This window comes from Synechococcus sp. PCC 7336, assembly GCF_000332275.1.
In the GTDB taxonomy this organism is placed as follows: Bacteria; Cyanobacteriota; Cyanobacteriia; order Thermostichales; family PCC-7336; genus PCC-7336.
Window position 1 is genome coordinate 3,175,152 of record NZ_CM001776.1, and the last position, 21,239, is coordinate 3,196,390.

At 54.2% G+C, this 21,239-nt stretch carries 22 protein-coding genes; 16 read left to right on the plus strand and 6 right to left on the minus strand.

The features are described 5' to 3' along the window. Window positions 1-71 precede the first annotated feature (71 nt). The 3 genes from SYN7336_RS15265 to SYN7336_RS15275 all read left to right on the plus strand — a co-directional run bounded on the left by SYN7336_RS15265 (window position 72) and on the right by SYN7336_RS15275 (window position 4,909). A complete protein-coding gene (locus SYN7336_RS15265; protein ID WP_017326821.1) occupies window positions 72-2,201 on the plus strand; it encodes a toll/interleukin-1 receptor domain-containing protein in 2,130 nt (709 codons plus the stop codon). Between the two features lie 72 nt (window positions 2,202-2,273). Beyond that, window positions 2,274-2,876 carry a TetR/AcrR family transcriptional regulator gene (locus SYN7336_RS15270; RefSeq protein WP_017326822.1) on the plus strand — a complete coding sequence of 201 codons (603 nt, stop codon included), beginning with the start codon at window positions 2,274-2,276 and terminating at the stop codon, window positions 2,874-2,876. 272 nt (window positions 2,877-3,148) lie between these two features. Next, window positions 3,149-4,909, plus strand: coding sequence for a HAMP domain-containing sensor histidine kinase (locus SYN7336_RS15275; RefSeq protein WP_017326823.1), 1,761 nt, complete (start codon window positions 3,149-3,151; stop codon window positions 4,907-4,909). A 43-nt stretch (window positions 4,910-4,952) separates the two neighbouring features. On the opposite strand, the gene SYN7336_RS28125 is transcribed toward SYN7336_RS15275, so the two are convergent. From SYN7336_RS28125 to gap, 3 genes are all read right to left on the minus strand, one after another. Continuing rightward, on the minus strand, window positions 4,953-6,635 hold the full coding sequence (locus SYN7336_RS28125; protein ID WP_162139113.1) for a HAMP domain-containing sensor histidine kinase: 1,683 nt from the start codon (window positions 6,633-6,635) through the stop codon (window positions 4,953-4,955). A gap of 301 nt (window positions 6,636-6,936) precedes the next feature. Continuing rightward, a complete protein-coding gene (locus tag SYN7336_RS26155) occupies window positions 6,937-7,422 on the minus strand; it encodes a Tic20 family protein (protein ID WP_017326826.1) in 486 nt (161 codons plus the stop codon). Between the two features lie 196 nt (window positions 7,423-7,618). Then, entirely contained in the window at window positions 7,619-8,644 is a 1,026-nt protein-coding gene (gene gap / locus SYN7336_RS15295; protein ID WP_017326827.1) for a type I glyceraldehyde-3-phosphate dehydrogenase, read from the minus strand. A 292-nt stretch (window positions 8,645-8,936) separates the two neighbouring features. Between gap and psbM the strand changes: the two genes are divergently transcribed. Continuing rightward, a complete protein-coding gene (gene psbM, locus SYN7336_RS15305) occupies window positions 8,937-9,041 on the plus strand; it encodes a photosystem II reaction center protein PsbM (protein WP_017326828.1) in 105 nt (34 codons plus the stop codon). Between the two features lie 160 nt (window positions 9,042-9,201). Here psbM and SYN7336_RS15310 read toward each other — a convergent pair whose 3' ends face one another. Beyond that, window positions 9,202-9,573 carry a 2Fe-2S iron-sulfur cluster-binding protein gene (locus SYN7336_RS15310; RefSeq protein WP_017326829.1) on the minus strand — a complete coding sequence of 124 codons (372 nt, stop codon included), beginning with the start codon at window positions 9,571-9,573 and terminating at the stop codon, window positions 9,202-9,204. 52 nt (window positions 9,574-9,625) lie between these two features. Beyond that, on the minus strand, window positions 9,626-9,763 hold the full coding sequence (locus tag SYN7336_RS30985) for a hypothetical protein (RefSeq protein WP_156820169.1): 138 nt from the start codon (window positions 9,761-9,763) through the stop codon (window positions 9,626-9,628). A gap of 258 nt (window positions 9,764-10,021) precedes the next feature. On the opposite strand from SYN7336_RS30985, the gene SYN7336_RS15315 reads away from it, so the two are divergent. The 5 genes from SYN7336_RS15315 to SYN7336_RS26160 all read left to right on the plus strand — a co-directional run bounded on the left by SYN7336_RS15315 (window position 10,022) and on the right by SYN7336_RS26160 (window position 13,994). Then, the gene (locus tag SYN7336_RS15315; protein WP_017326830.1) at window positions 10,022-10,369 is read left to right on the plus strand and encodes a 4a-hydroxytetrahydrobiopterin dehydratase; all 348 of its coding nucleotides are present in this window, start codon (window positions 10,022-10,024) and stop codon (window positions 10,367-10,369) included. A gap of 23 nt (window positions 10,370-10,392) precedes the next feature. Next, the gene (locus tag SYN7336_RS32710; RefSeq protein WP_255346675.1) at window positions 10,393-10,524 is read left to right on the plus strand and encodes a hypothetical protein; all 132 of its coding nucleotides are present in this window, start codon (window positions 10,393-10,395) and stop codon (window positions 10,522-10,524) included. A 30-nt stretch (window positions 10,525-10,554) separates the two neighbouring features. Then, entirely contained in the window at window positions 10,555-11,127 is a 573-nt protein-coding gene (locus SYN7336_RS15325) for a pentapeptide repeat-containing protein (protein ID WP_017326832.1), read from the plus strand. Between the two features lie 303 nt (window positions 11,128-11,430). Then, window positions 11,431-13,359 (plus strand): NACHT domain-containing NTPase, encoded by a 1,929-nt coding sequence (locus SYN7336_RS15330; protein ID WP_017326833.1) that lies wholly within the window; start codon window positions 11,431-11,433, stop codon window positions 13,357-13,359. Window positions 13,360-13,370: 11 nt separating this feature from the next. Then, the gene (locus tag SYN7336_RS26160; protein WP_017326834.1) at window positions 13,371-13,994 is read left to right on the plus strand and encodes a Uma2 family endonuclease; all 624 of its coding nucleotides are present in this window, start codon (window positions 13,371-13,373) and stop codon (window positions 13,992-13,994) included. Here SYN7336_RS26160 and SYN7336_RS15340 read toward each other — a convergent pair. Further along, window positions 13,970-14,680 (minus strand): hypothetical protein, encoded by a 711-nt coding sequence (locus SYN7336_RS15340; protein ID WP_017326835.1) that lies wholly within the window; start codon window positions 14,678-14,680, stop codon window positions 13,970-13,972. The two genes, SYN7336_RS26160 and SYN7336_RS15340, sit on opposite strands and share 25 nt — an antisense overlap. Window positions 14,681-14,849: 169 nt before the next feature. Here SYN7336_RS15340 and pcrA point away from each other — a divergent pair, with 169 nt between their 5' ends. The 7 genes from pcrA to SYN7336_RS15375 all read left to right on the plus strand — a co-directional run bounded on the left by pcrA (window position 14,850) and on the right by SYN7336_RS15375 (window position 21,187). Continuing rightward, on the plus strand, window positions 14,850-17,222 hold the full coding sequence (pcrA, locus tag SYN7336_RS15345; RefSeq protein ID WP_017326836.1) for a DNA helicase PcrA: 2,373 nt from the start codon (window positions 14,850-14,852) through the stop codon (window positions 17,220-17,222). 39 nt (window positions 17,223-17,261) lie between these two features. After that, the gene (locus SYN7336_RS30990; protein WP_017326837.1) at window positions 17,262-17,405 is read left to right on the plus strand and encodes a hypothetical protein; all 144 of its coding nucleotides are present in this window, start codon (window positions 17,262-17,264) and stop codon (window positions 17,403-17,405) included. A 13-nt stretch (window positions 17,406-17,418) separates the two neighbouring features. Further along, window positions 17,419-18,591 carry an amino acid ABC transporter permease gene (locus SYN7336_RS15355; RefSeq protein WP_017326838.1) on the plus strand — a complete coding sequence of 391 codons (1,173 nt, stop codon included), beginning with the start codon at window positions 17,419-17,421 and terminating at the stop codon, window positions 18,589-18,591. A 3-nt stretch (window positions 18,592-18,594) separates the two neighbouring features. After that, window positions 18,595-19,788: an amino acid ABC transporter permease gene (locus SYN7336_RS15360; RefSeq protein ID WP_017326839.1), complete on the plus strand. Its 1,194-nt coding sequence runs from the start codon at window positions 18,595-18,597 to the stop codon at window positions 19,786-19,788. Window positions 19,789-19,794: 6 nt separating this feature from the next. Then, window positions 19,795-20,184, plus strand: coding sequence for a RidA family protein (locus SYN7336_RS15365; protein ID WP_017326840.1), 390 nt, complete (start codon window positions 19,795-19,797; stop codon window positions 20,182-20,184). A gap of 114 nt (window positions 20,185-20,298) precedes the next feature. Further along, window positions 20,299-20,670 carry a septal ring lytic transglycosylase RlpA family protein gene (locus SYN7336_RS15370; RefSeq protein WP_017326841.1) on the plus strand — a complete coding sequence of 124 codons (372 nt, stop codon included), beginning with the start codon at window positions 20,299-20,301 and terminating at the stop codon, window positions 20,668-20,670. A 295-nt stretch (window positions 20,671-20,965) separates the two neighbouring features. Continuing rightward, the gene (locus SYN7336_RS15375; RefSeq protein ID WP_051039823.1) at window positions 20,966-21,187 is read left to right on the plus strand and encodes a hypothetical protein; all 222 of its coding nucleotides are present in this window, start codon (window positions 20,966-20,968) and stop codon (window positions 21,185-21,187) included. Window positions 21,188-21,239: the final 52 nt, after the last annotated feature.

The following is a 21,239-nucleotide window of genomic DNA, read 5'->3' on the forward strand; positions in this document are numbered from 1 at the left end:
TTTCCTGCTGCCTGAGGAGGCGAGTCGAATCGGATAGACTGGGGGCAATCAATGGCAGAGTCTAACCCAGTATGCGTCCTGGATCTGACTATAAGTACGATATTTTTTTGCGCTACCATCGCGCTCAAGCCCGCTGGACTCGCCAGTTGGCAGAACGGCTCGATCGCGACGGCTGCAAGGTGTGGTTCGATCGCTGGATGCTGCAGCCGGGAGACAACCGCAAGGTGGAATTGCGGCGGGCGATCGATGACTGTCGCTTCATCGCGATAATTCTGTCCGAAAACTTTGTCAGCAATCCTTGGCCGAAAGACGAGCTCTACTGCGGTTTTCCCCATGCCCCCGAGAGTCAAAATCAACGCTTGCTGCCGCTGCTGTACGAACCCTGCGAGCTGCCTCGCCCCCTGCGGCATCTCCCCCCCATCAATTTTGTCGGCGCGGAAGAAGACCCAATTCTATTTGAATTCCAATCACAGCAGCTAATCGCCCGACTCAAGCCAGGCTTTGAGGCTCCCAAAGACTTACAGCGATTTCGGCTGCAAAGCCAAATTACGCAACAGTTTACCGAGACCGATGACGAGGTCAAGGGCTTTCAGGCTTTTGTACGGGGCATCCAACAGCTGATCGCTCAAATTATTGGTCAGGAGGAGGGTACCCCCTCCGAAGAAGGCACCCGCCAAATTGCCCTCCTGCAGTTTATTCAGCGGTTGTTTCAGTGGAATACCGCCGATATTCAGTTCGACAAGGGGCAAGAGTTTTTCAATCGCGGCAAGTTCGAGAAGGCTTTGGACGCCTACGATCGCGCCCTCAACATCGACCCCAATTTCGCGGCGGCTTGGAGTCGTAGGGGGGATAGCCTAGTTGCCCTGCGGCGCTATCGAGAGGCGATCGACAGCTATAACGGCTCTCTCTCGATCAACTCCTACGACGAAGAGGTGCGCCTGACTCTAGCCCTGATTCTGGGGCGGATGCGCCGCTTTAAGGCGGCAGTGGTCAATTATGACAAAGTGCTCGAGAGCGATCCGGAACAAGCGGTGGCTTGGCACAATCGCGGCATTCGCTTGGCTCAGTTGGGGCGCAAAAATCTCGCCCTCAAGAGCTTCGACAGCGCCTTAAAATACGCCCCCAATTGCTGCGAAACCTGGATGGCTAAGGGCTATCTACTGCGATCGCTGCGCCGCTATCGAGAGGCCCTCGCTTGCTTCACCAAAGCTCTGGAACTGCGTCCGAAAACTGCCCGTCTCTGGCGGGCTCAAGGGAATGCCTTGCTCTCCATCAATCGGAGCCGCAAAGCGTTGATCGCCTACAACACTGCCCTCAAGTTGCAACCGCGATCGGCAGCCTCCTGGCACAATCGCGGCCTACTGCTCCTGCGCCTGCGCCGCTATCGCGATGCGGTCAATAGCTTCGATCGCGCCTATCGAATTCACCCCGACAGCCACAAAACTTGGCACGCGCGCGGGATGGCTTTTCAAGCATTGGGGTTGTGGAACGATGCCGCAGTTCACTACGAAGAAGCTCTGCGCATCCAGCCGGATTACGCTCCTGCCCTTTACGCCCAAGCCGTTGCACTGAGTGAAGCGGGCAAGTTCGGAACTGCCGTCAAAGGCTTCGATCGCTTCTTGCAGCAGCAACCTAAAAACGGCACGGCACTGTACGGCAAAGCTGCTGCCCTGCGCCGTCTGGGTAAATGGAAAGAGGCGATCGCCACCGCCCGACGCATGCTGGAAATCGATGACAAAGTGCCCTTGGCCTGGTTTGGCCTCGCCATTGCCCAAAGCGATGCAGGCCAATTAGAGGAAGCTCTCGACAGCTACGATCGCGTCCTTCAACTCGCCCCCCAAGACCCGATCGCCCTCAACAATCGAGCCTGGGTGTTATGCCGTCTGGAGCGATATGCCGAAGCAGAAACCTTTGCCCTGAAAGCCACCGAACTCGCCCCCGACACCCCCAGTTTTTGGCACACGCTGGGTACCGCTCGAGCGGGCTCCGATCGGGTAGATGAGGCGATCGCCGATTACAGTCGGGTCTTAGAGCTCGATCCCGACTTTGCCCCAGCTCGGACAGCGATAGAGCAATTGCGCAAGCTGATTTCCGATCGGTCTCTGGCCGATTTGGCCCAACTCGACCGCGACAGTACCGATACTGAGCCAGTGCCTGCAGACCCCCCCTCCACTGCTGAATGGTCTGGGTCGATCGGGTAGTTCTACAACTTCAACGGGATTGTTTCTCTAAGGGGAGATCCATCCCGATAGACAGTAGTGAGTCATTGTCCGATGACATCTGCGAGCACCAAAACTCAAATTCTCGACATCGCTCAAGAACTCATGCAGCGGCGAGGCGTGAATGCTGTGAGTTATGCCGATATCAGCGCCGCAGTCGGGATTCGCAAAGCCAGTATTCACTATTACTTCCCCCATAAAGCCGATCTGGTGGTCGCAGTGCTGCAGCGCTACAGTAGCAGCTTCTTTGACTTGCTGGATCGCACGCTGGCCACCTCTGTAGCCCCCGAAGTCAAACTGCGTCGGTATTGCGATCTATATGCGGCCACCCTCGGCAGCGGCGATCGCGATAAAGCCTGTCTGTGCGGCATGTTAGGGGCTGCTCTCACGACTCTCGATCCGATCTCTGCCCAATTGGTCCAGGCGTTTTATCGCGGCAATCTACAGCGCTTGGAGCAGATTCTCGAGCAGGGTCTGGGGGCGGGCGAGTTTCAGTTTGTGGGGAGTGTCACTGCTATGGCAACCGCGATCTTCGCCTTTCTCGAAGGAGGACAGATCGTGGCCCGCGCGGACGGCGGCATCGAACAGTATCGAGACAGCATCGAGCAAATTTTGAGGCTGACTAGGGGAAGTGCTGCTAAGCCTCGATCGACCTGACTCACCTGACTCGACCAACCTTCCTCGAGCTCGATCGATGGCGATCGCTATTTAATAGTATTCTCAGCGAAATTTTCTGTTAACCTGTTACTAGGATCTGTAGTTTTATTCTCATATAAAGAGATGCAAGAGTAATATTTTCTATTCAGTGTGTGTGGCGGATGGATTTCAATCGCAAGCTTCAATTTGTCTGGCCTTTTTCCCAGACTAGAGTAAAAAAAGTTACTAGAAATCAATCAAGGCATTTACTCGCTGCTGCGATCGTCGCTGCTGTGGCGTTCGCAGCAGCGGGTAGCTATCGCACCCTCTCGAAGACAGTGCGGTTGGGCTTGGACGATCGTGCCCGAGGGCTCGCTCGCGAGACAGCCTTACAAGTGGATAGTTGGCTGGCGGTTCGTAAAGCTGAAATTGCGGCCTTGGCTCTCAACCCTGCGGTGCGATCGCTCCAATGGGAGCAGGCGGAACCCCACCTGCAACTCTCGCTCGACTCAATGCCCGAGTTCGAACAATTTTCCCTCACCCACCTAGACGGCTCTGCTCGAGTGACCCAAACGATGGGAGCGGAAATCGCGCCTCGGGGAATACCCCCGTTAGAGTATTGGCAGCCCGCGATGCGGGGGAATGTTTATGTGTCGTACCCATCGCGAACGACTGGAGGAGAGGTGTGGCGAGTGGCGATCGCAGCTCCAGTCTGGTCTTGGCCACCCCTCAACCATGCTGAATTTCGCTCTCCCGAACACCTGCAAACCCGCCAAATCAGTCTGGAGAGATTGCAAATGGAACAGGTAGATCCAGCCCAAGCTCCCTACCCTGCCGGAGTCTTAGCGGGTTCCGTCTCGTTTCGCCGCTTGGCCGATACCCTGAATCCCGACTTAATGGGCCAGTTCAGCAGTCTGCTATTGCTCCACCCGCAACAACCCTCGCTCGCACTGACCGCGACTCCAGCAGGGATCGCTGCAGAGGGTATTGCGGTAGATCGCTCCGGCTCTCAACTGGAGGCGATCGCCGCTTCAGCGATCGATGGATCGGTGCAATTGCTGCGGAGGAAGGGGGAGCCTGCTGTCTATATTGTTTCTGCCTCCCTCGAAGAAGCGCCCAATTGGTCGCTGGCGATCGCTATCCCTCAGACCGAATTCGAACGCCCCCTGCGGGAACTAGAGTGGCTGGCGGGGTGGATGGGATTAGCCGTTTTTGCCTCTGTGGCACTGCTGGCCCGATCCATCTGGACCCAGCGGCAGGCCCTCAAACAGGAGCGCGAATTGAGCGAACTGCACCGCCACCTACTAGAGAAGGGGCAGCAGCTAGCGGCTCTGCAACAAACCACGATCGAAACCGTGTCCCATCAGATGGAAGGCCCTTTGAGCACCTTACAGCAGGGCTTGGCCCTGATGCGAGACTTTGGCGAAGCTGCTCGAAAGGAACAAAAACGACACTATCTCGATGCCATGCAGCAGGCGGTTCGCCGCTTGGGATTGACCCTGGATCGAATCGTCAGTCTGCGCAATGCAGAATGTCAACTCGAACTCCATCCCGCCCCTGTGGATCTGCCGCAGTTGTGTGTCGATCTGATCGAGGACTGTACAGCAGCTTCTCAACGGACGATCGAATTGAATTTTCGCGGTCCTTGCGGCACCGTCTATCTCGATAGCCATCTGGTTGCCCTCACCCTACGGCCCATCCTGCTCAACGCCATCAAATATTCCACCGCTCACCCCGAACTGCTCCCGATCCAATTCGATGTAGATTGTCGCTGTGCCGAGCGGATCCAGTTTATCGTCCGCGATATGGGCATCGGCATTCCCGAAAACGAGATGCATTCCATTTGCGAGCCCTTCGTACGCGGCAGCAATGCCATCAGCACTCCCGGTGCCGGCATGGGGCTAGCGATCGCCAAGCGAGCGATCGCCCTGCAGAATGGCGAACTATCCATTTACAGCCAATACGGACAGGGCACCAGCTTCACTGTGTCAATTCCTATTATTGCTCGTTCGATCTCGGAGACTCGACCCATCTCCCGTGCCAACGGAGAGTAACTGGGAACTGGCGAACAGCTCGAAAAACTCAAAAGCTCGAATGCTACGGCTTTAAGGGCAACTTGACCACAAATGTCGTCCCCTGCCCCTCTTGACTCACAAATGTCACCTGTCCGTGATGGTGGTTGACGCAATGCTTGACGATCGCCAACCCCAATCCCGTGCCGCGAATGGCTCCCACATTGCGGGCGCGGTGGAATGACTTGAATAAATGCGGCTGGTCGGCCACGGGAATTCCAATACCGCGATCGCGAATTTCGAAAACTGCCATCAGATCGATGCAAAACAGTTCGATCTCGACGGTGGATCCGGCAGGCGAATATTTAATTGCATTAAACAAGAGATTGCTCAAAATAATGCGCAGTAATTTCGGGTCCATCACAGTTTCTTCGCCTCCTCCGTGCCATGCGAAGGTAAGGGTATGATTGGACTGAACGTTGACGCGAATCTCTTCAATCAACTCTCGGCAATATTTGGCTAGCTCGAGCGGCACCGGTTCGAAATCTAATTTGCCAGCTTCGGCTTTTCCCGCCACCAAGACATCGTCAATCAGTTGCGCCATATTCTGAATGGCTCCCCGAATGCGCTGGTAATATTCCTCTTGCTTTGCCTCTGACAGGCGATCGCTATAATGTTCCAATAATTCAGTTGAAGTTCGTACCACTGTCAGCGGCGTGCGCAGTTCGTGGGAAACCATCGACACAAAGCGGGAGGTGAGCTCGTTGAGTTCGCGCTCTTCTTCTAAGGCATGGCGCATCTCGTCTTCGGTTTGTTTGACCTCGCGGATTAATTGCTCGCGGGTGCGAATGCGATCGATGGTGGTATCAAACACCTCCGCCAGTGTATCCAGTTCGTCGGGAAAGCTACTGGGGCGATCGAATCCCACATCAATATCGTAATTGCCAGTCCCGATCAGGCGAGCCGAGCGCGTCAAATGGGTGAGTTTGCTCGTGAGCACCCCCGAGAGCCAATAAATCAGCAGAAACAGCGAACCATAGGCTGCGGTAAACCAGCGCAGCGTTCCCACTAAAATTCCCTGCTGGACCGTTCGGACATAGTCCATCTCAATATCAATACCAATGCCAGCCACCACATTGCCCGCACTGTCAAATAGGGGAGCATAAGCACTGATCCAGTTGCCCCAAAAATCGGTGTAGGGCTCCGGGCGCTGCATCAATTGTCCGGTTTCCAGGCTCTGGGCCATCCAGCGGCTTGCGGAATAGGATTCCAAAAATTTGGCCGCTTTCTCCGCTTCCCGCTCGGCCCACAGATCCACTAAAAAGATGACTTCGTAACCCGTCGCCGGCTCGCCAATGCGACGAACGCTCTCCCGATTGCCGGGAATGTAGGTATACAGCCAAGCACGGGGTTCGATGCTTTGGACCAATTCTAACCAGTCCAACTGATTTTCAAAGCGCGGATCGTCCGAAAATTGCTCGCTATTGGGTTCTCCTTCAGCATATAAGTCCATCAACTCTTCTACATCGACCCCCGCCGCTGCCCCCAGCAATGTAACCTCCATATCCTCCCTCAGGCGCTCCATTGCTTTATCGGTCGAATACCGATAGGAGCGAATGAATACCATTGCAAAGATCGCGGTAAACACAATGCTGAAGGCAATCAGCAACTTGAACCGCAGACTGATAAATCGGCCCTGCTGTCTGGCGATCGGTAGCTTCATGCTGGAGTGTTGGAGAATTAAGGGTAGAAGAGGAGTAGAGGTCACTCGCGAACGAAAGATAGAACATCCAGACAACCTCAGGCTACCCAAGAATGGCATTGGGAGGGCAACAAAAATCTATAAAAAGTATAGACTTTACTTCTTAACCTCTGGCCCACTGATGTTGTTTTATTATGGCAGCTTCTAGTTAGATCTGCTGAATAGCAGCTTCTTGTTATATATGCCACTCGCGCTCAAACATAACGAACTCAACAAACGCCCGCTCGATGGTCGATTTGCAGACAGAGTATGAATGGAAAGAGGTCGCAATTGAGGCTAGCAGTTGCGTCCCCCGGGTAGAGTCGTTTCAAGCCGAAAGCGCTTTTGCCGCATCGGAGACGTAGTTAAATTCAGGCAGGCGACCTCGGGCAACCTGAAATAGGGAAACCAGGCATAGCCCGTAAGTAGCTAAGTAGATTGCCATGAAGATCGCAGAGTTTCCGCTACTCGTCACCACGATATTTAATAGGCTGAGCACAGCCAAAAGGAGGTGAATCCCAATCCCAATAGCCAGGGCTTGAGCAGCGTTAAATCGCAGGAAGTATGCATAGCGGCGATTGCGCACCACGAAGAAAAAAATCGCGAACAGGCCAATCGAGGGCCAAAAGCTCCCCGATAGGCCAATTAACCGACTGATCGCGATCGCCACAGACCCTCGATAAGCATCTGGAAACCATTCGATCGCGGCCAAATATAGCGCTATTCCAAATCGAAAAGCCAGCAGCATTGGCAATAGGTAGGGCAAGCCAGCTAGCACTCTATCTTTTGCCGAAGTTGCTCGATTGACAACCATGCTGTGTCCCCTCGTCTCGAATCAATAGGTTGTAATGCCGATTTTGCCATTCTAGCTCTGCCACAAGCAGTGCTAGGGTCGCTGGCGATCGATGCCTGCAGAAACAGCAACGGAATTTGAGGGTGGCGTCCCCCAGTCACTTGAATTGAAGCGACTACAGCAACCGCAGGATCTCGAACTCATTTATCGCGATGGGTTATGCCACCAATACCGGCAGCTTAGCTCCGATCTTCTGGGCCAAATCCTTCACCCGCGAGGCATATCCGACCTCGTTGTCATACCAAGACAAAATCTTCGCTGTGTACTCTCCCAGTACCATCGTGGAGTTTAGGTCCACAATCGACGAGAGAGGATTGCCAATCATATCTGTCGAGACTGCATGAGGGTGGGCAATCCCCAAGATCCCAGCCATCGACCCTTCAGCTGCAGACCGAAACGCAGCATTGAGGGAGGCAACCGTCACTGGCTTCTCCGTGCGCACCACAAAATCCACCACTGAACCAGTCGGGGTCGGCACCCGTAACGCCATCCCATCCAGCTTGCCCTGCAATTCGGGAATCACCTTGGCCACAGCCGTCGCGGCCCCCGTGCTGGAGGGCACAATCGACAGTGAAGCAGCGCGACCGCGACGGAAATCTTTTTTGTCCGGGCGATCGATTAGGCCCTGGGTTGCCGTAAAGGCATGAGTCGTGGTCAAAAATCCCGTCTCGATGCCAAAGGTATCTAGAATTACTTTGGCTACGGGGGCTAGGCAGTTCGTGGTACAGGAGGCATTCGAAATAATGTCGTGCCGCTCGGGGTCGTAGTCTCCGTCATTCACCCCCATCACTAGCGTCAGATCGGCATCTTTAGAGGGAGCCGAAACGATCGCCTTCTTGGCCCCCGCCTGTAGGTGTTTGGCCGCCCCCACCCGCTGGGTGAAAAAGCCTGTCGCTTCGATCGCAATGTCTACATTCATGTCCTGCCAAGGTAGGGCGGCAGGGTCGCGCTCGGCCAAAACCCGTATTTGCTTGCCCGCAATCTCAAAGCCTGCGTCATTCACCGATACATCTGTCCCCAGCGCCCCTTGAGACGAGTCGTAGGCAAGCAGGTAGGCCAAGTTTTCTTTGTCAGCCAAATCGTTAATAGCCACCACTTCTAGATCCCCTGGCGCTTGTAGCACACTGCGTAAAAACATGCGGCCAATGCGGCCAAATCCATTGATGGCAACTCGAGTCGTCATGGCTTCCTCCTTTCTACTTGCACTCGGGCATATCTTTGTTATTTGGGATGAGTCTTGAGGATGAATCTCGGCATCGATCGCCGATCGGCGATCGATCGCACTCCTCAACACGATTGCGCCAGCTTCAGGGGAGAGCCCCAAGCTTAAAGGTGATTCTATATTCATGCTGCGGGATCGATACATCCCGAGCGCCCTCTTTATATTTCTTAAAATTACTTAGGCTGTCGAGAATGGGAGCCTCTGGAGTGATAGCCTATAGGCACGTTCGTTGTGCGTTCTCAAAAGCGGATTTATGGAAACCAATTATCTGGGCCTGCTGGGGTTTATCTTGGTAGTCTTCGTGCCCGCCATTTTCTTAGTCATTCTCTACGTCCAAACTGCAAGTCAGGGCAAGTAGACTGTCTCGGGCACATGCCCTCAGACATCCCTCGCGTCTAGACTTGTGTTGAAAAAGCAGTCTCCCCCGCTGGAGAGGCTGCTTTTTTGTTGGGGCGATCGCCGGGTTCAATCGCGATCGACTACTGTATGCTTTGTCAGGACTCAATCTCGCCTGCGCTCTATTCCTCGTCGAGGGGTAACCCCGCTCGCACTCTACCTTTGCCGAAATAGCGCCCGAATTGCAGTTCGTAGACTTCGTCTTCAGCCTGGGTTTCCACCTCCAGCTCGGAGCGCGCATAGCTGACGCAGAGTAGCGCGTATCCCTGCGCCTTTAAGTCGCGGGAGAGTCCCATTGCTTCTGGCTGAAATACTTCTCCAGACTGAATGCGCACAGCACAGGCGGTACAGGCTCCATTCCGACAGGAAAAGGGCAGTTCTGCCCCTTGCTCCTCTGCAGTCTGCAAAATATAGCGATCGCGCGGCACTTCAACGGTGTAATGGCGATCGGTTTGGCGATGGTAAATGCGGACGGTATGGGTATCGGCAGACATGTTGGAAAACCCCAGAGGTGGCGGCAATTGCGGCATAGTGACCTTATTCAGCCTAAGCTAAGTCGGCAGATACGCTGTAATTGCATCGATCGCTCTCGATCGCTACTGCTGAATCCGTTGCGGGTGCAAAATTTTTCTCCGGCTTCACTGAGGCGATCGCTCCAGCCGCAAGCGCTTCAAGTTCCGTCAAGCCTATGACAACGTCAGTTCGACGGGTGTCTGGCCCTCAGGTATGACAGTATTGGGGTTGCGGTTCTTCAATCGCGGTCGTTAAGATCGGACCAACGCGATTCAGCAAATCGGAGCGTGTCGTTCGGTTGTGACTCCAGCGACATTGAATAAAGGCTACATCTGAATAACAGTTACATCTGAATAACAGTTACATCTAAATAGCAGTTACATCTAAATAGCAGTTATATCGTCTGTTGCTCGCACAGGAGATAGAGCAATGGCAGTACTGGCACAGCAAACTTGCATTCCTTGCCGAGGGGATATGCCCCCTGCGAGCGCGGCAGAGATTGCCGCACTCGCCCCTCAAGTTCCCGACTGGAACATCGTCAAATCCAATGGCGAAGATCGTCTCGAGCGCACTTATCTCTTTGCCGATTTCAAATCTGCTCTAGCATTTAGCCAGCGGGTGGGCGAAGCAGCAGACCGAGTCGGCCATCATCCCGCCATTCTGACGGAGTGGGGCAAGGTTACGGTGACCTGGTGGACCCATGCCATCCACGGGTTACATCGCAATGATTTTATTATGGCGGCCCGCACTGATGAAATCGCCCGAGCGTTTAGCTAGCACAACTCGGGTTTGAAGAGAGCTTGTCAGTGGCAGCGGGCGATCGCCTCAAAACCGCCAGCGTCGAATTGAGCATTATCCCCTTCTGCCCTGGGTGGGAGGGAAGACTGCGCCCATCAAATCCTGCCATTGGCAACGACAACAACTTGATGTGAGGACGAGATGAATCATTTGGGAGGTTGAATATGAACGTGCGCGAATTTTTGAACCATTACAGTCACGGCCAAAGGAAGTATGTCGGCATCAGACTGCATGCCGCCGATTTAAAAGGAGCCAGTCTGTCGCCCATCGATTTGAGCCGTGCCGATCTGAGCCATGCCGATCTGAGCTATGCCGATTTGAGGGATGCCCGACTGGAACATGCCAATTTGACTAACGCCGATTTGAGTTGGGCCAATTTAGCTGGAGCAAATCTAGTGGATATTAACCTGATTGGAGCGGAATTATCTGAGGCCAATTTGGCCGGGGTCGATCTGAGCCGGGGAGATCTGCGCTGCGCCCAGCTTCAAGGGGCGAATTTAGAAGGGGTCAACTTCAAGAATGCCGATCTAGAGGGGGTCAGCCTCCAACGGGCCAACCTCAGAAACACCAAGTTTGAGGGGGCAGACTTAGCGGGGGCAGACTTGACTGGAGCCGATATTGCGGGCAGCGACTTAAAACCCGGCGAGATTCCTGAAAATCCTCATGTCGCCAGCCATTGTTGGGTCACTTGGGCAGGCGATCGGGGCGAAGTTTCGGGCTCGTCGGCTACCGTTTAAGCGACTTGGGACTTTTCCCCTCCTTTGACACTAGACCGGGTTCACTGCGGACTCGGTCTAGTTTGTTCTTCCACAGCGACCGAAACTCTTCCGGTCCATTTGTTATCTCTTCTCTGGCTGCAAGCAATCCTGATGCGAAGCAAATGGCGTACCGGAATATACATTGACTCAATAATGCATAAATATAACTGCGAAGCTAATATGCGATTGCTCCTGGAAATGTCGCTATGCTGACTCGTATTGAGTTGGGAATAGCGGTTGGTGGCATTCAGCTCAGTTTTGGCGATCGGGGGGTGTTGATGGATGGGTCTTGTGAAGTGGGTGGAGGCTGCAGAAAAGCTGCTCAAAGGTCTTGTGAATATCGTCAGAAGCTGGCGGGAGTTAGGTGGGTTGTTGTCTCCGACACCGGAGGAGTTGCAGCAGGCTCGCAAGGCTTTGTTGGATGCAGTGACGGTGGAGGTGACGCAGCGGTGGCAGGATTCTTTGCACCATGAAGAGCTGATTCCGGTTGAGTTTGCGGCGAATAATGAGGCGGTGGGGCGACGCAAGCCGCTGGAGATTGTGCCCGATCGCCGTTTGCAAGTGCGCGATCGCCCTGAGGTGGCGTTAGAGGCAAGGGAAACGGTTGTTGAGGTGTTCGATCGCGTGGATGTGAAGGGGCGGTTGTTGATTTTGGGACAGCCGGGGTCGGGTAAGACCACGATGTTGCTGGAGTTGGCGAAAGATTTGTTGGAGCGGGCGGCGACAAGCGATGGCGATCCGGTACCAGTAATTTTTGAATTGTCGGCTTGGAAGGATAGTAACCAAACAATTGCGGCTTGGTTGGTGGGGCAGTTGAAGGGACTCTACAACTTGCCGGTGCAGAAGGGGGGGATGTGGGTAAAGCAGAATGCGATTTTGCCGCTGTTGGATGGGTTGGATGAGTTGGGGATGGAGCGGCAGGTGGAGTGTGTGGCGGCGATTAATGAGTTTTTGCAAGAGGATGTGCGGCGGCAGGGGGTGGTGTGCTGTCGCAAGGAGGAGTTCGATCGGGGTGGGGTAACGCTGGCTCGGTTGAATGGGGCGATTTATTTGCAGCCGCTGTCGGATCGGCAGATTCGGGATTATTTAGGGGTTTTGGAGCGATCGGGGCTGTGGCCTTTGTTGGAGGGCGATCGCGAGTTGATGGCGCTGGCAAGGGCTCCATTTTTGCTGACGATTATGGTGGCGTCTTATCGAGGAAAGCCCATTCGAAATCGTCAGGAGCTGTTTGAAGCTTATATTGACGTACAGTTTGACCGAGATTTAAAAGATAGTGGGTATTCAGGCGGTGAAGCTCCCGGTCGAGAGCAGACTCGATTGTGGTTGGCTCGTTTGGCTCGACAACTTAGATATGAGTCAAAAACTTCATTTTTGATCGAACAGATGCAACCCAACCTTTGGCTAAAAAGCGCCAGGATAAAACTTCTTTACAGACTGATCTTTGGGTTCTTCTTGGTGTTAATTCTAGCACCGCTCGGAGCACTCGTTGTAGCACTCGCTGGAAGTCAAAACTGGATGCTAGCTACTGGACTAATTGGAGGATCAATTTGGGGACTATCTAAACAGCTAAACATCAGACCTCTAGAATCACTTCATCTCAGTAAGATTAATTTTAGAAAAAGTTTATTTTGGAAGAAGCTAGGCTTCGGACTGACTCTAGGAATTTCATTGGCGCTGCTCTTGGAGCTGTTTTTAGGATTCACGACAGGATCGGAGTGGGGCCTGTTTCCAAGATCGATACTGTTATTGAGCTTAGGACTAAGCTTTGGACTGGTTATAGGGATGATTTTGGGGTTGGAGTCATTAATTGAATATCGAACTAGTTCTAATCAAGGAGTTTTTAATTCGGCTAAAAATATACTGTATATTTCTCTGTTTTCCTGGCCTTTTGGCTTGCTAATTATACTCATTTTTGGTTTTCCCTATCAAGAGGAATTGGCTTTTAGATGGGTGAATCTTATTATGGCAGGATTTGGAGTCAGTCTGATGTTTGGAGTTATCTTTAGTGGTGCTCCCGTTATCCAACATGTATTGCTGCGTCTATTCCTTTGGCTCAATGGTTCTGTGCCCTGGAACTATGCCCGCTTTCTCAACTATGCAACCCAACTCAGATTCATGCAGCGCATTGGCGGTCAATACCGCTTTATGCACGACTTACTCCGCGAGCATTTTGCCACCTACGAGCCACCCGTAGATAATAGAACCAGCTAGAGAACACTGTCATGGTTGCCCTCCAATCCCCCAAGCTAACTGCCGCAGAATACCTAGACTGGGAAGCCCGCCAAGAACTGCGCCACGAATACATCGACGGCGACATCATCGCCATGACCGGCGGCTCCATCCCCCACAACTTCATCTACCTCAACTTCTACCGAGCCCTCTACCCCCACCTCAACCAACGGGGCTGCTACGCCTACACGTCAGATGTTAAATGCCAACTCGGTCCTCAAGGCCCCTACTTCTACCCCGACCTAATGGCAAGCTGCGACGATCGCGACAAAACCGCCACCCAATTCGTCCAATTCCCCAAACTCATCGTCGAAGTCCTTTCCCCCAGCACAGAAGCCTACGACCGAGGCGAAAAATTCTCCCACTACCGCAAACTCCCCTCCCTGCAAGAATACGTCCTCATCCAATCCGAACGCATCGGCGTCGAATGCTTCCGCCGCACCAACGGCAACCTCTGGCTCTTCCAAGCCTACGGCCCCGGAGACACGATCGCCCTCGAAAGCCTGGACTTCAGTTGCCCGATCGCCCTCATCTACGAAAACGTCCAATTGCCATCACAAGACCCCGCGATCGCCCCGACAGAACCGCGCTCTCAAGACTCCAGCTCGACTGACTGAGGGCGATCGCCTGGACGCCACCTCATCAACAACCACCCCAAACCACTCAACAGATCCCGCAACAGCGGACTTTCAGCACTGTCAAACTCGTCCAACGTCTCTAAAACCTGCCTTTCACTCAACGCAATCGTAGGCGCTGCGGGATAAGTCAACCGACGCTTCAGGCAAGAAATGGGGCTTTCCTCCAGACTGGAGTTATAGACTTTGGCAACCTCGTTAAAGCTTTTGCACTCGCGATGCAGGCGATCGCGGGCATTGTTCACCTGTTGCTTCAATTGCAAATAGACGGGCAGATCTCTAAAATCCGGCTGTTCCTCCAAAATCGCGATCGCCTCTCTCGATAGGCGATCGACCATCAGAATCGAAGCTGCGTATAAAGGCGCTTCCTCTGCAAACGAAGGCACCACCTCGGCAAGCTGGCCCAAATCGTCATACTGAATCGCCACCTCGAAGAGGCGATCGGCCAACTCGATCCGCCCTTCAAAACTTTGGCGAAAGTACTCGCGCCCCTGCTTCACCGCTTTTAAGCGGCGGTTGACACCGTCGCAGCGCACCGCAATCCACCCAACCGCCAGCGCGATCGCCCCAAATAGCAGCAACGCCAGCCCCGTCTCCACCAGCCAAGCCAACACCAGAGCGCCGAACAGCCCCACAAACATGAAGACATAAAACTTGGAGTGAGTCATGGCAACGCTCAAAGCCGCGCTTGAGGCTGGGGGAGACAGCGACTATTTTGCCTCAACTTTAGGGAGCGGCGATCGGTCAACCCACAATCCAACAATCCCATTACGCCACAACGATTTCAGAAACCGCACATACTATAGTGCAAGAGATCTGTATTCCTCATTGGTTTCCATGCCCATTACCTCCAGCCTGGACTTAAGTCACCTAAACGACGCTCAGCGGCGGGCTGCCGCCCATTACGAAGGACCGTTGCTGGTGGTGGCAGGGGCAGGTTCGGGCAAAACACGCACCCTCACCTATCGCATTGCCAGCCTCGTCCTCAACCATCGGGTCAACCCCGAACACATCCTGGCGGTCACCTTTACGAACAAAGCCGCGCGGGAAATGAAGCAGCGCATCGAGCAGCTCTTTGCCGATCGCCGAGCAGAAGAGCAGTTTGGCAAAGCCTTTCAAGACCTCGCGCCACTGGAACAGACCCGCTTGCGATCGCAAGTCTACAAAAACCTCATCAAGCCCATGTGGATCGGCACCTTCCACAGCTTGTGCTCGCGCATCTTGCGCTTCGACATCGAGAAATTTAAAGACGAACGCGGACGACAGTGGCAGCGCAATTTCTCCATTTTTGACGATTCCGACTCGAACGATGCCGTCAAAAAGATCGTCGTCAGGGATCTGGAACTAGACGATCGCAAATTCAACCCCCGCTCCGTCCGCTACGCCATCAGTAACGCCAAAAACCAAGGGCTCACCCCCTCCCAATTTGAACAACAGGAACCCAACTTTCGCGGACGCAATATCGCCGAAGTCTACCGCCGCTATCAAGATGTCTTGGCCCAAAACAACGCCCTCGACTTCGACGACCTGATTTGGGTGCCCATGCTGCTGTTCAAGCAAAACGAAGCCGTGCTCGATTACTGGCACCGCCAGTTCCGCCACATTCTCGTGGACGAATACCAAGACACCAACCACACCCAATACGAACTGGTACGACTGCTGACCACCAACGATCGCCTCCGCACCGATTGGGACTGGCGCGATCGCTCTGTCTTTGCCGTCGGCGACGGCGACCAATCCATCTACGCCTTTCGCGGTGCCGACTATCGCATTCTGATGGGCTTTCAAGACAACTTTGGCGACGGGCAGCCCGACGATCGCACCCAAACCCTGGTGAAGTTAGAGGAAAATTACCGCTCCAGCGCCAATATTTTGCAAGTGGCCAACGCCCTAATCCAACGCAACACCGAACGCATCGATAAAGTCTTGCGCCCCACCCGCCCCGAAGGGGACGCCATTCGCTACTATCGGGCCGAACACGAGCAGGACGAAGCCAATTTTGCGATCGGTCAAATCCGCGCCCTGATGCAACAAGACGAGATATCGCGCTCCTACGGCGATTTCGCCATTCTCTACCGCACCAACGCCCAATCCCGCCCCTTCGAAGACCAACTGTTGCGTTGGGGCTTGCCCTACACTGTTGTGGGGGGCCTGCGCTTTTACGATCGCAAAGAAATCAAAGATATCCTGGCCTATCTCAAAGTCATCCACAACTCCGCCGACACCCTCAGCATTACTCGCATTATCAACACTCCCCGGCGCGGCATCGGCTCTTCCACCGTTGCCAAATTACAGGATGCAGCGCAGCAGTTGGGTATGCCCCTGTGGGAGATTCTGTCGGACGAAACCTCGGTCAAAAGCTTGGTCGGTCGCAGCAGTAGCAAGGTGATTCAGTTTGCCCAAATGGTAGATAATTGGCGATCGCAAGCCGAAACCCTCACCGTTCTGAGGCTGCTGGAAATTGTGGCAGACGAATCGGGCTACGTGCGAGAGTTGAAATTGCAAAATAACGATGAATCGGAAAGTCGCCTGGAAAACATTCAAGAACTGTTCAACGCCGTTCAACAATTTCAAGAAGAAAGCGACGATCCCACCCTATCGGCTTACCTCTCCCAAGCCTCCCTCAGCAGCAACCTCGAAGACTTACAGAAGGAAGAAAAGAGCATCTCTCTGATGACGCTGCACAGTGCCAAAGGTTTGGAATTCCCAGTCGTGTTCTTAGTGGGCCTGGAACAGGGACTGTTCCCCCATTTCCGCTCGCAGGACGATGCCGAAGCAATGGAAGAGGAGCGCCGCCTCTGCTATGTCGGCATCACCCGCGCTGAAGAACAGCTCTACATCACCCATGCCGAAGCCCGCCGCCTCTACGGTCGCCGCGAGTTGGCCTTGCCGTCCCCCTTCCTGACTGAATTGCCCCAAGCTGCCTTACTGCCCCTGTCTGACTCCGCCCTGCCGACTCAAAAGAAAGAACCGGCACTGATGCGCAAGAGTATTCGCGATGCCGAGCAACAGAAGCCTACCCCTCGGGTAAAAACTCAGACGGTGGCGAATTGGAAAGTGGGCGATCGCCTGGAACACAGTCAATTCGGTCAAGGGCAAATCACCCACGTCTTTGGTGTGGGGAATAAGGTCTCCATTGCGGTCAAATTTATTGGTTTGGGCCAGCAAAAGATTCTCGATCCCCGCTTGGCTCCGATTGAAAAGTTGTAGATTAGATTGCTTGCAACAGGCTGAGGCGAGAGTGCAGCAGTGTCCGAACTGCCTGATTCCTTCGATCGCCTCCAGAATCAGGCCAAAACTACGATTGAGAGCAAGGCATTCAGTAGATCCGACGAAATTGTGCAGGCAAAGTTACTGCTGAGTGAAATAATGGCGGCTATCGTAACCCTGTAGCTCGGACACAGTCATGGCATCGCAATTGCAGGCAGAAACCCACGCCCGTCCCCCTTGGTGGCGAGACGAACAGACCCTTAAAGTGGTCTTGCAAGTCCTGTTTATCATCGCGATCGCCCTTGTGGCAGGGGTGCTGTACCGCAATATGCGGATTGGCCTGGATGAATTGGGCCTCAGCTTTGGCTTTCAGTTTTTGAGCAACACCGCTAACTTTGGTATTGGCGAAGGCATTCCCTACACCCCCTCCGACAGCTATCTCAAGGCGATACTGGTGGGCGCGATCAATACGATGTGGGTGTCATTTTTTAGCATTCTGCTAGCCACAGTTATGGGACTGTTGCTGGGCATGGCCCGCCTCTCCAGCAATTGGTTGGCCGAGAAGCTAGCCGGGGTGGTGACGGAGGTGTTTCGCAACATTCCCGTCCTGCTGATTATCATTTTTTGGTATCAGGGGGTGTTGCTGCAGTTGCCCCGAGTGCGCAGCAGTATTTCGCTGTTCGATGTGGTGTTTTTGAGCAATCGCGGCCTCAACTTTCCCAGCTTGACCCCCAGCTTGTGGCTGATTCCCACCCTGATTGTGGCGGCAGCAGTGCTCTGGGCTGTCCCCAAGCTGTTGAAAGATCGTCCCAATTTCCCGACGATCGGTATACCCGTGCTGGCGGGCTGGCTTGGGTTTGTCCTAGTCTGTGCGGGGTTTTGGAACTTTGCTCCCGAGACGCCGCTGGCGGTGGATGTGCCCGTGCTGGGGGGCTTTAACTATCGGGGGGGATGGAAATTCTCTGTGGAGTTTCTGGCGGTGATGATGGGGCTGGTGACCTATACGGGAGCTTATATTGCGGAAGTGGTGCGGGGGGCATTTTTGGCGGTGCCGCGCGGTCAGTGGGAAGCTTCGCGCGCGATTGGCTTGTCAGAATTGAATACTTTTCGGCTGGTGATTGTGCCGCAGGCATTGCGGATTATGTTGCCATCTTTAAACACGCAGTTTCTGACGCTAATTAAGAATTCCAGCTTGGCGATCGCCGTGGGTTACTCCGATCTGTTCAACATCGGCAGCACAGTGATTAACCAATCGGGGCGATCCGTGGAGGTATTTGCCATTGTTATGGTGTCTTATTTGTCGATGAACCTAGGGGTGTCCTATTTCATGAACTGGCTCAACAATCGCGTCAAACTGGTGGAGCGTTAAGGTATGACGACCATTGCATCCAATCCCGAGACAGCCAAACCTCCCGAGCGCAAACTCAGCCCTGCCGAGTGGCTGCGGCAGAATCTATTTGATTCTTGGTTCAACACTATCCTGACCCTGCTGTCGGTGGCGATCGTGGTGTGGGTCGTGTGGGGATTTTGGCATTGGGCGTTTGACGAACAAACCCGCTGGGGCGTCATTTCCGCTAATTTCAAACTGTTTGCCAGCGGCACTTATCCTGCCGACCAACTGTGGCGGGTGTGGTTGGTCTTTGGCCTCGTGATGGCGGTGCTGGGCATTGCTGGCGGGGCGTGGCAGGGGCTGTTGATGGTCTATGTCGCTTGCACGGGGGGATTTTTGGGGCTACTGGCCTTTGTTCCCTTCGGGGCGGCACAGCCGCTGTTGGCTGCGGTCTGCGGCGCTACGTTTGCAGGCTTAATCCTGGGATGGAAGCGCAGTTGGCTGCAAATTGCCTCTTTGGCCAGTTGGCTGGCGGTATTGCCGCTTGTCTTTCTCATCCTCGTGAGTGGATTGTGGGGGTTGCAACCGCTGAATACACAGGTCATCACGGGTTTGTTGTTGACCTTGATTTTGGCCGCAGCTTCCTTGGTTTCGGCGTTTCCCATCGGCGTCTTGCTGGCCTTGGGGCGCAATAATGATGACTTGCCAGTGGTGAAGTGGTTTTGCACGCTGGCGATCGAACTGATTCGAGGGATTCCTCTCACGATTCTCCTGTTTGCGGCTTGGCTGATGGTGCCGATTTTTTTGGCGGGAATTTCGGTAGACCTGCTCATCCGCGCCATCATTGGTTTTATCCTGTTTACGGCTGTCTACGTGGCGGAAGACATTCGCGGCGGCTTGCAGTCCATCTCTCGCGGACAGGTGGAAGCAGCGCGGGCATTGGGCCTCAACCCATTTCAAATTACGATGTTAGTGATTTTGCCGCAGGCGTTGCGGGCGGCGCTACCGGCGATTGTGAACGAGTTTCTCACCCTGTTTAAAGACACTTCACTCGTTTTCATTGTGGGGATGGTGGAGCTGTTGGGGGCAACCCGTTTGGTATACAACCAGCCCGAGTGGCTGGGCACGCAGCAGGAAGCACTGGTGTTTGCGGCCATTATTTATTTTGTGTTTTGCTACGGCATGGCCTTTGCCGCCAAGCGAGTGGAACAATCGTTGAGTCTCGGGGAGCGCTAGCCGATCGTGTTGGAATACATCACCTTGCCGCAGGGGCAGCTACCCCCGGTTGCCCCTTACTCCCATGCCGTCCGGGCTGGAGAGTTTCTGTTTGTGACGGGGCAGCTCTCGGAAGTGCCCGAGACAGGGGAGATGGCATTGGGGGCGATCGCCGCGCAAACCCGACGGGTGATGGAAAACCTCCGCCTCGTTTTAGAACATGCGGGAACGGGGTTTGACAAAGTGGTGATGGTGCGAATCTTTCTGACGGATTTTCGCGATTACGATGTGGCAAATCAGGTGTATGCCTCCTATTTCGAGCCCGGTCGCTTGCCCTGCCGCACCACGGTTGGAGTGCTGGGCTTAGCGGGGCAGGGCAATGTCGAAATCGACCTGATTGTCTATTGCGGCGAGTAGAGCTGCATCCCAATCGGGAAGCCAGACTTGCGTCCCACTCGCGATCGCATCCCTCAAATCCCCTTACCCCATTCTCTCGGCTACTCTAACTTCAAGCCTACGAGACACCCATCCATGACTCGCCTCCATCCCATCGGCCTCGCCACCCTTGCGATCGCCCTGCTCGCGACTCTAATCCCCTCAGCGACAGCGACCCCCATCCAACAGGGCACAGCCTCCTGGTATGGCACACAATACAGCGGTCGCCCCACCGCCAGCGGCGAACCCTTCAACCCCAACGCCCTCACTGCCGCCCATCCCCAACTCCCCTTCGGTAGCGAAGTCAAAGTCACCCACCAACAAACCGGACAGGCGATCGAAGTTCGCATCAACGATCGCATGCCCCCCCACAGCGATCGCATCATCGACCTCTCTAGAGCCGCTGCCGAAGCGATTGGTATCCTTCGCGCCGGCCTCGGTCCTGTCCAGCTCGAACTACTGGACTAGCAACCCTCGTACTGGAATTCTCAAAAGGCGATCGCTGTTTGCTTGCACAGCTCCGCACAAGCGCTCATCTCTCCAACCTCCACAATCGCCTTTGCCTGATTCACAAAGCTTTCACATGGGAACACTAACCTCGCATATAAGGAGGGTAGTTGCAGCAATCTCCCTCCACTGCCTTGCCGATTTGGTTATATTTTTCCCCGAATGAAGATGCTAAGTGGTGTCCGATACACCTCCTTGCGGCACAGCGATTCTTATCTGCACTCCAGAATCTAGTTTCCTTGGAATGGTTGGACCGATGTCAGACAATCCTCAACTCGAAGCCAGTCTGCTGGAACTGTTGGAAGAGCACAATCTCGAAGAGATTTTGTTTGCCCTCTATCGCTATGCCGACACCCAAGCCCGACTGGCTGGGGCAATTCAAGAACAGCCCGCTCGCGATGTTTGGGAACATAAGGCCTGTGCCGTCGATATCGCCTGCGAAGTGCTCGATACTGCCAATCGCGGCGACGAAGACTAACCAACTCCAGCAGAAATTGAGCGGATAGGTCCGGCGCTGCAACCGCGAACGG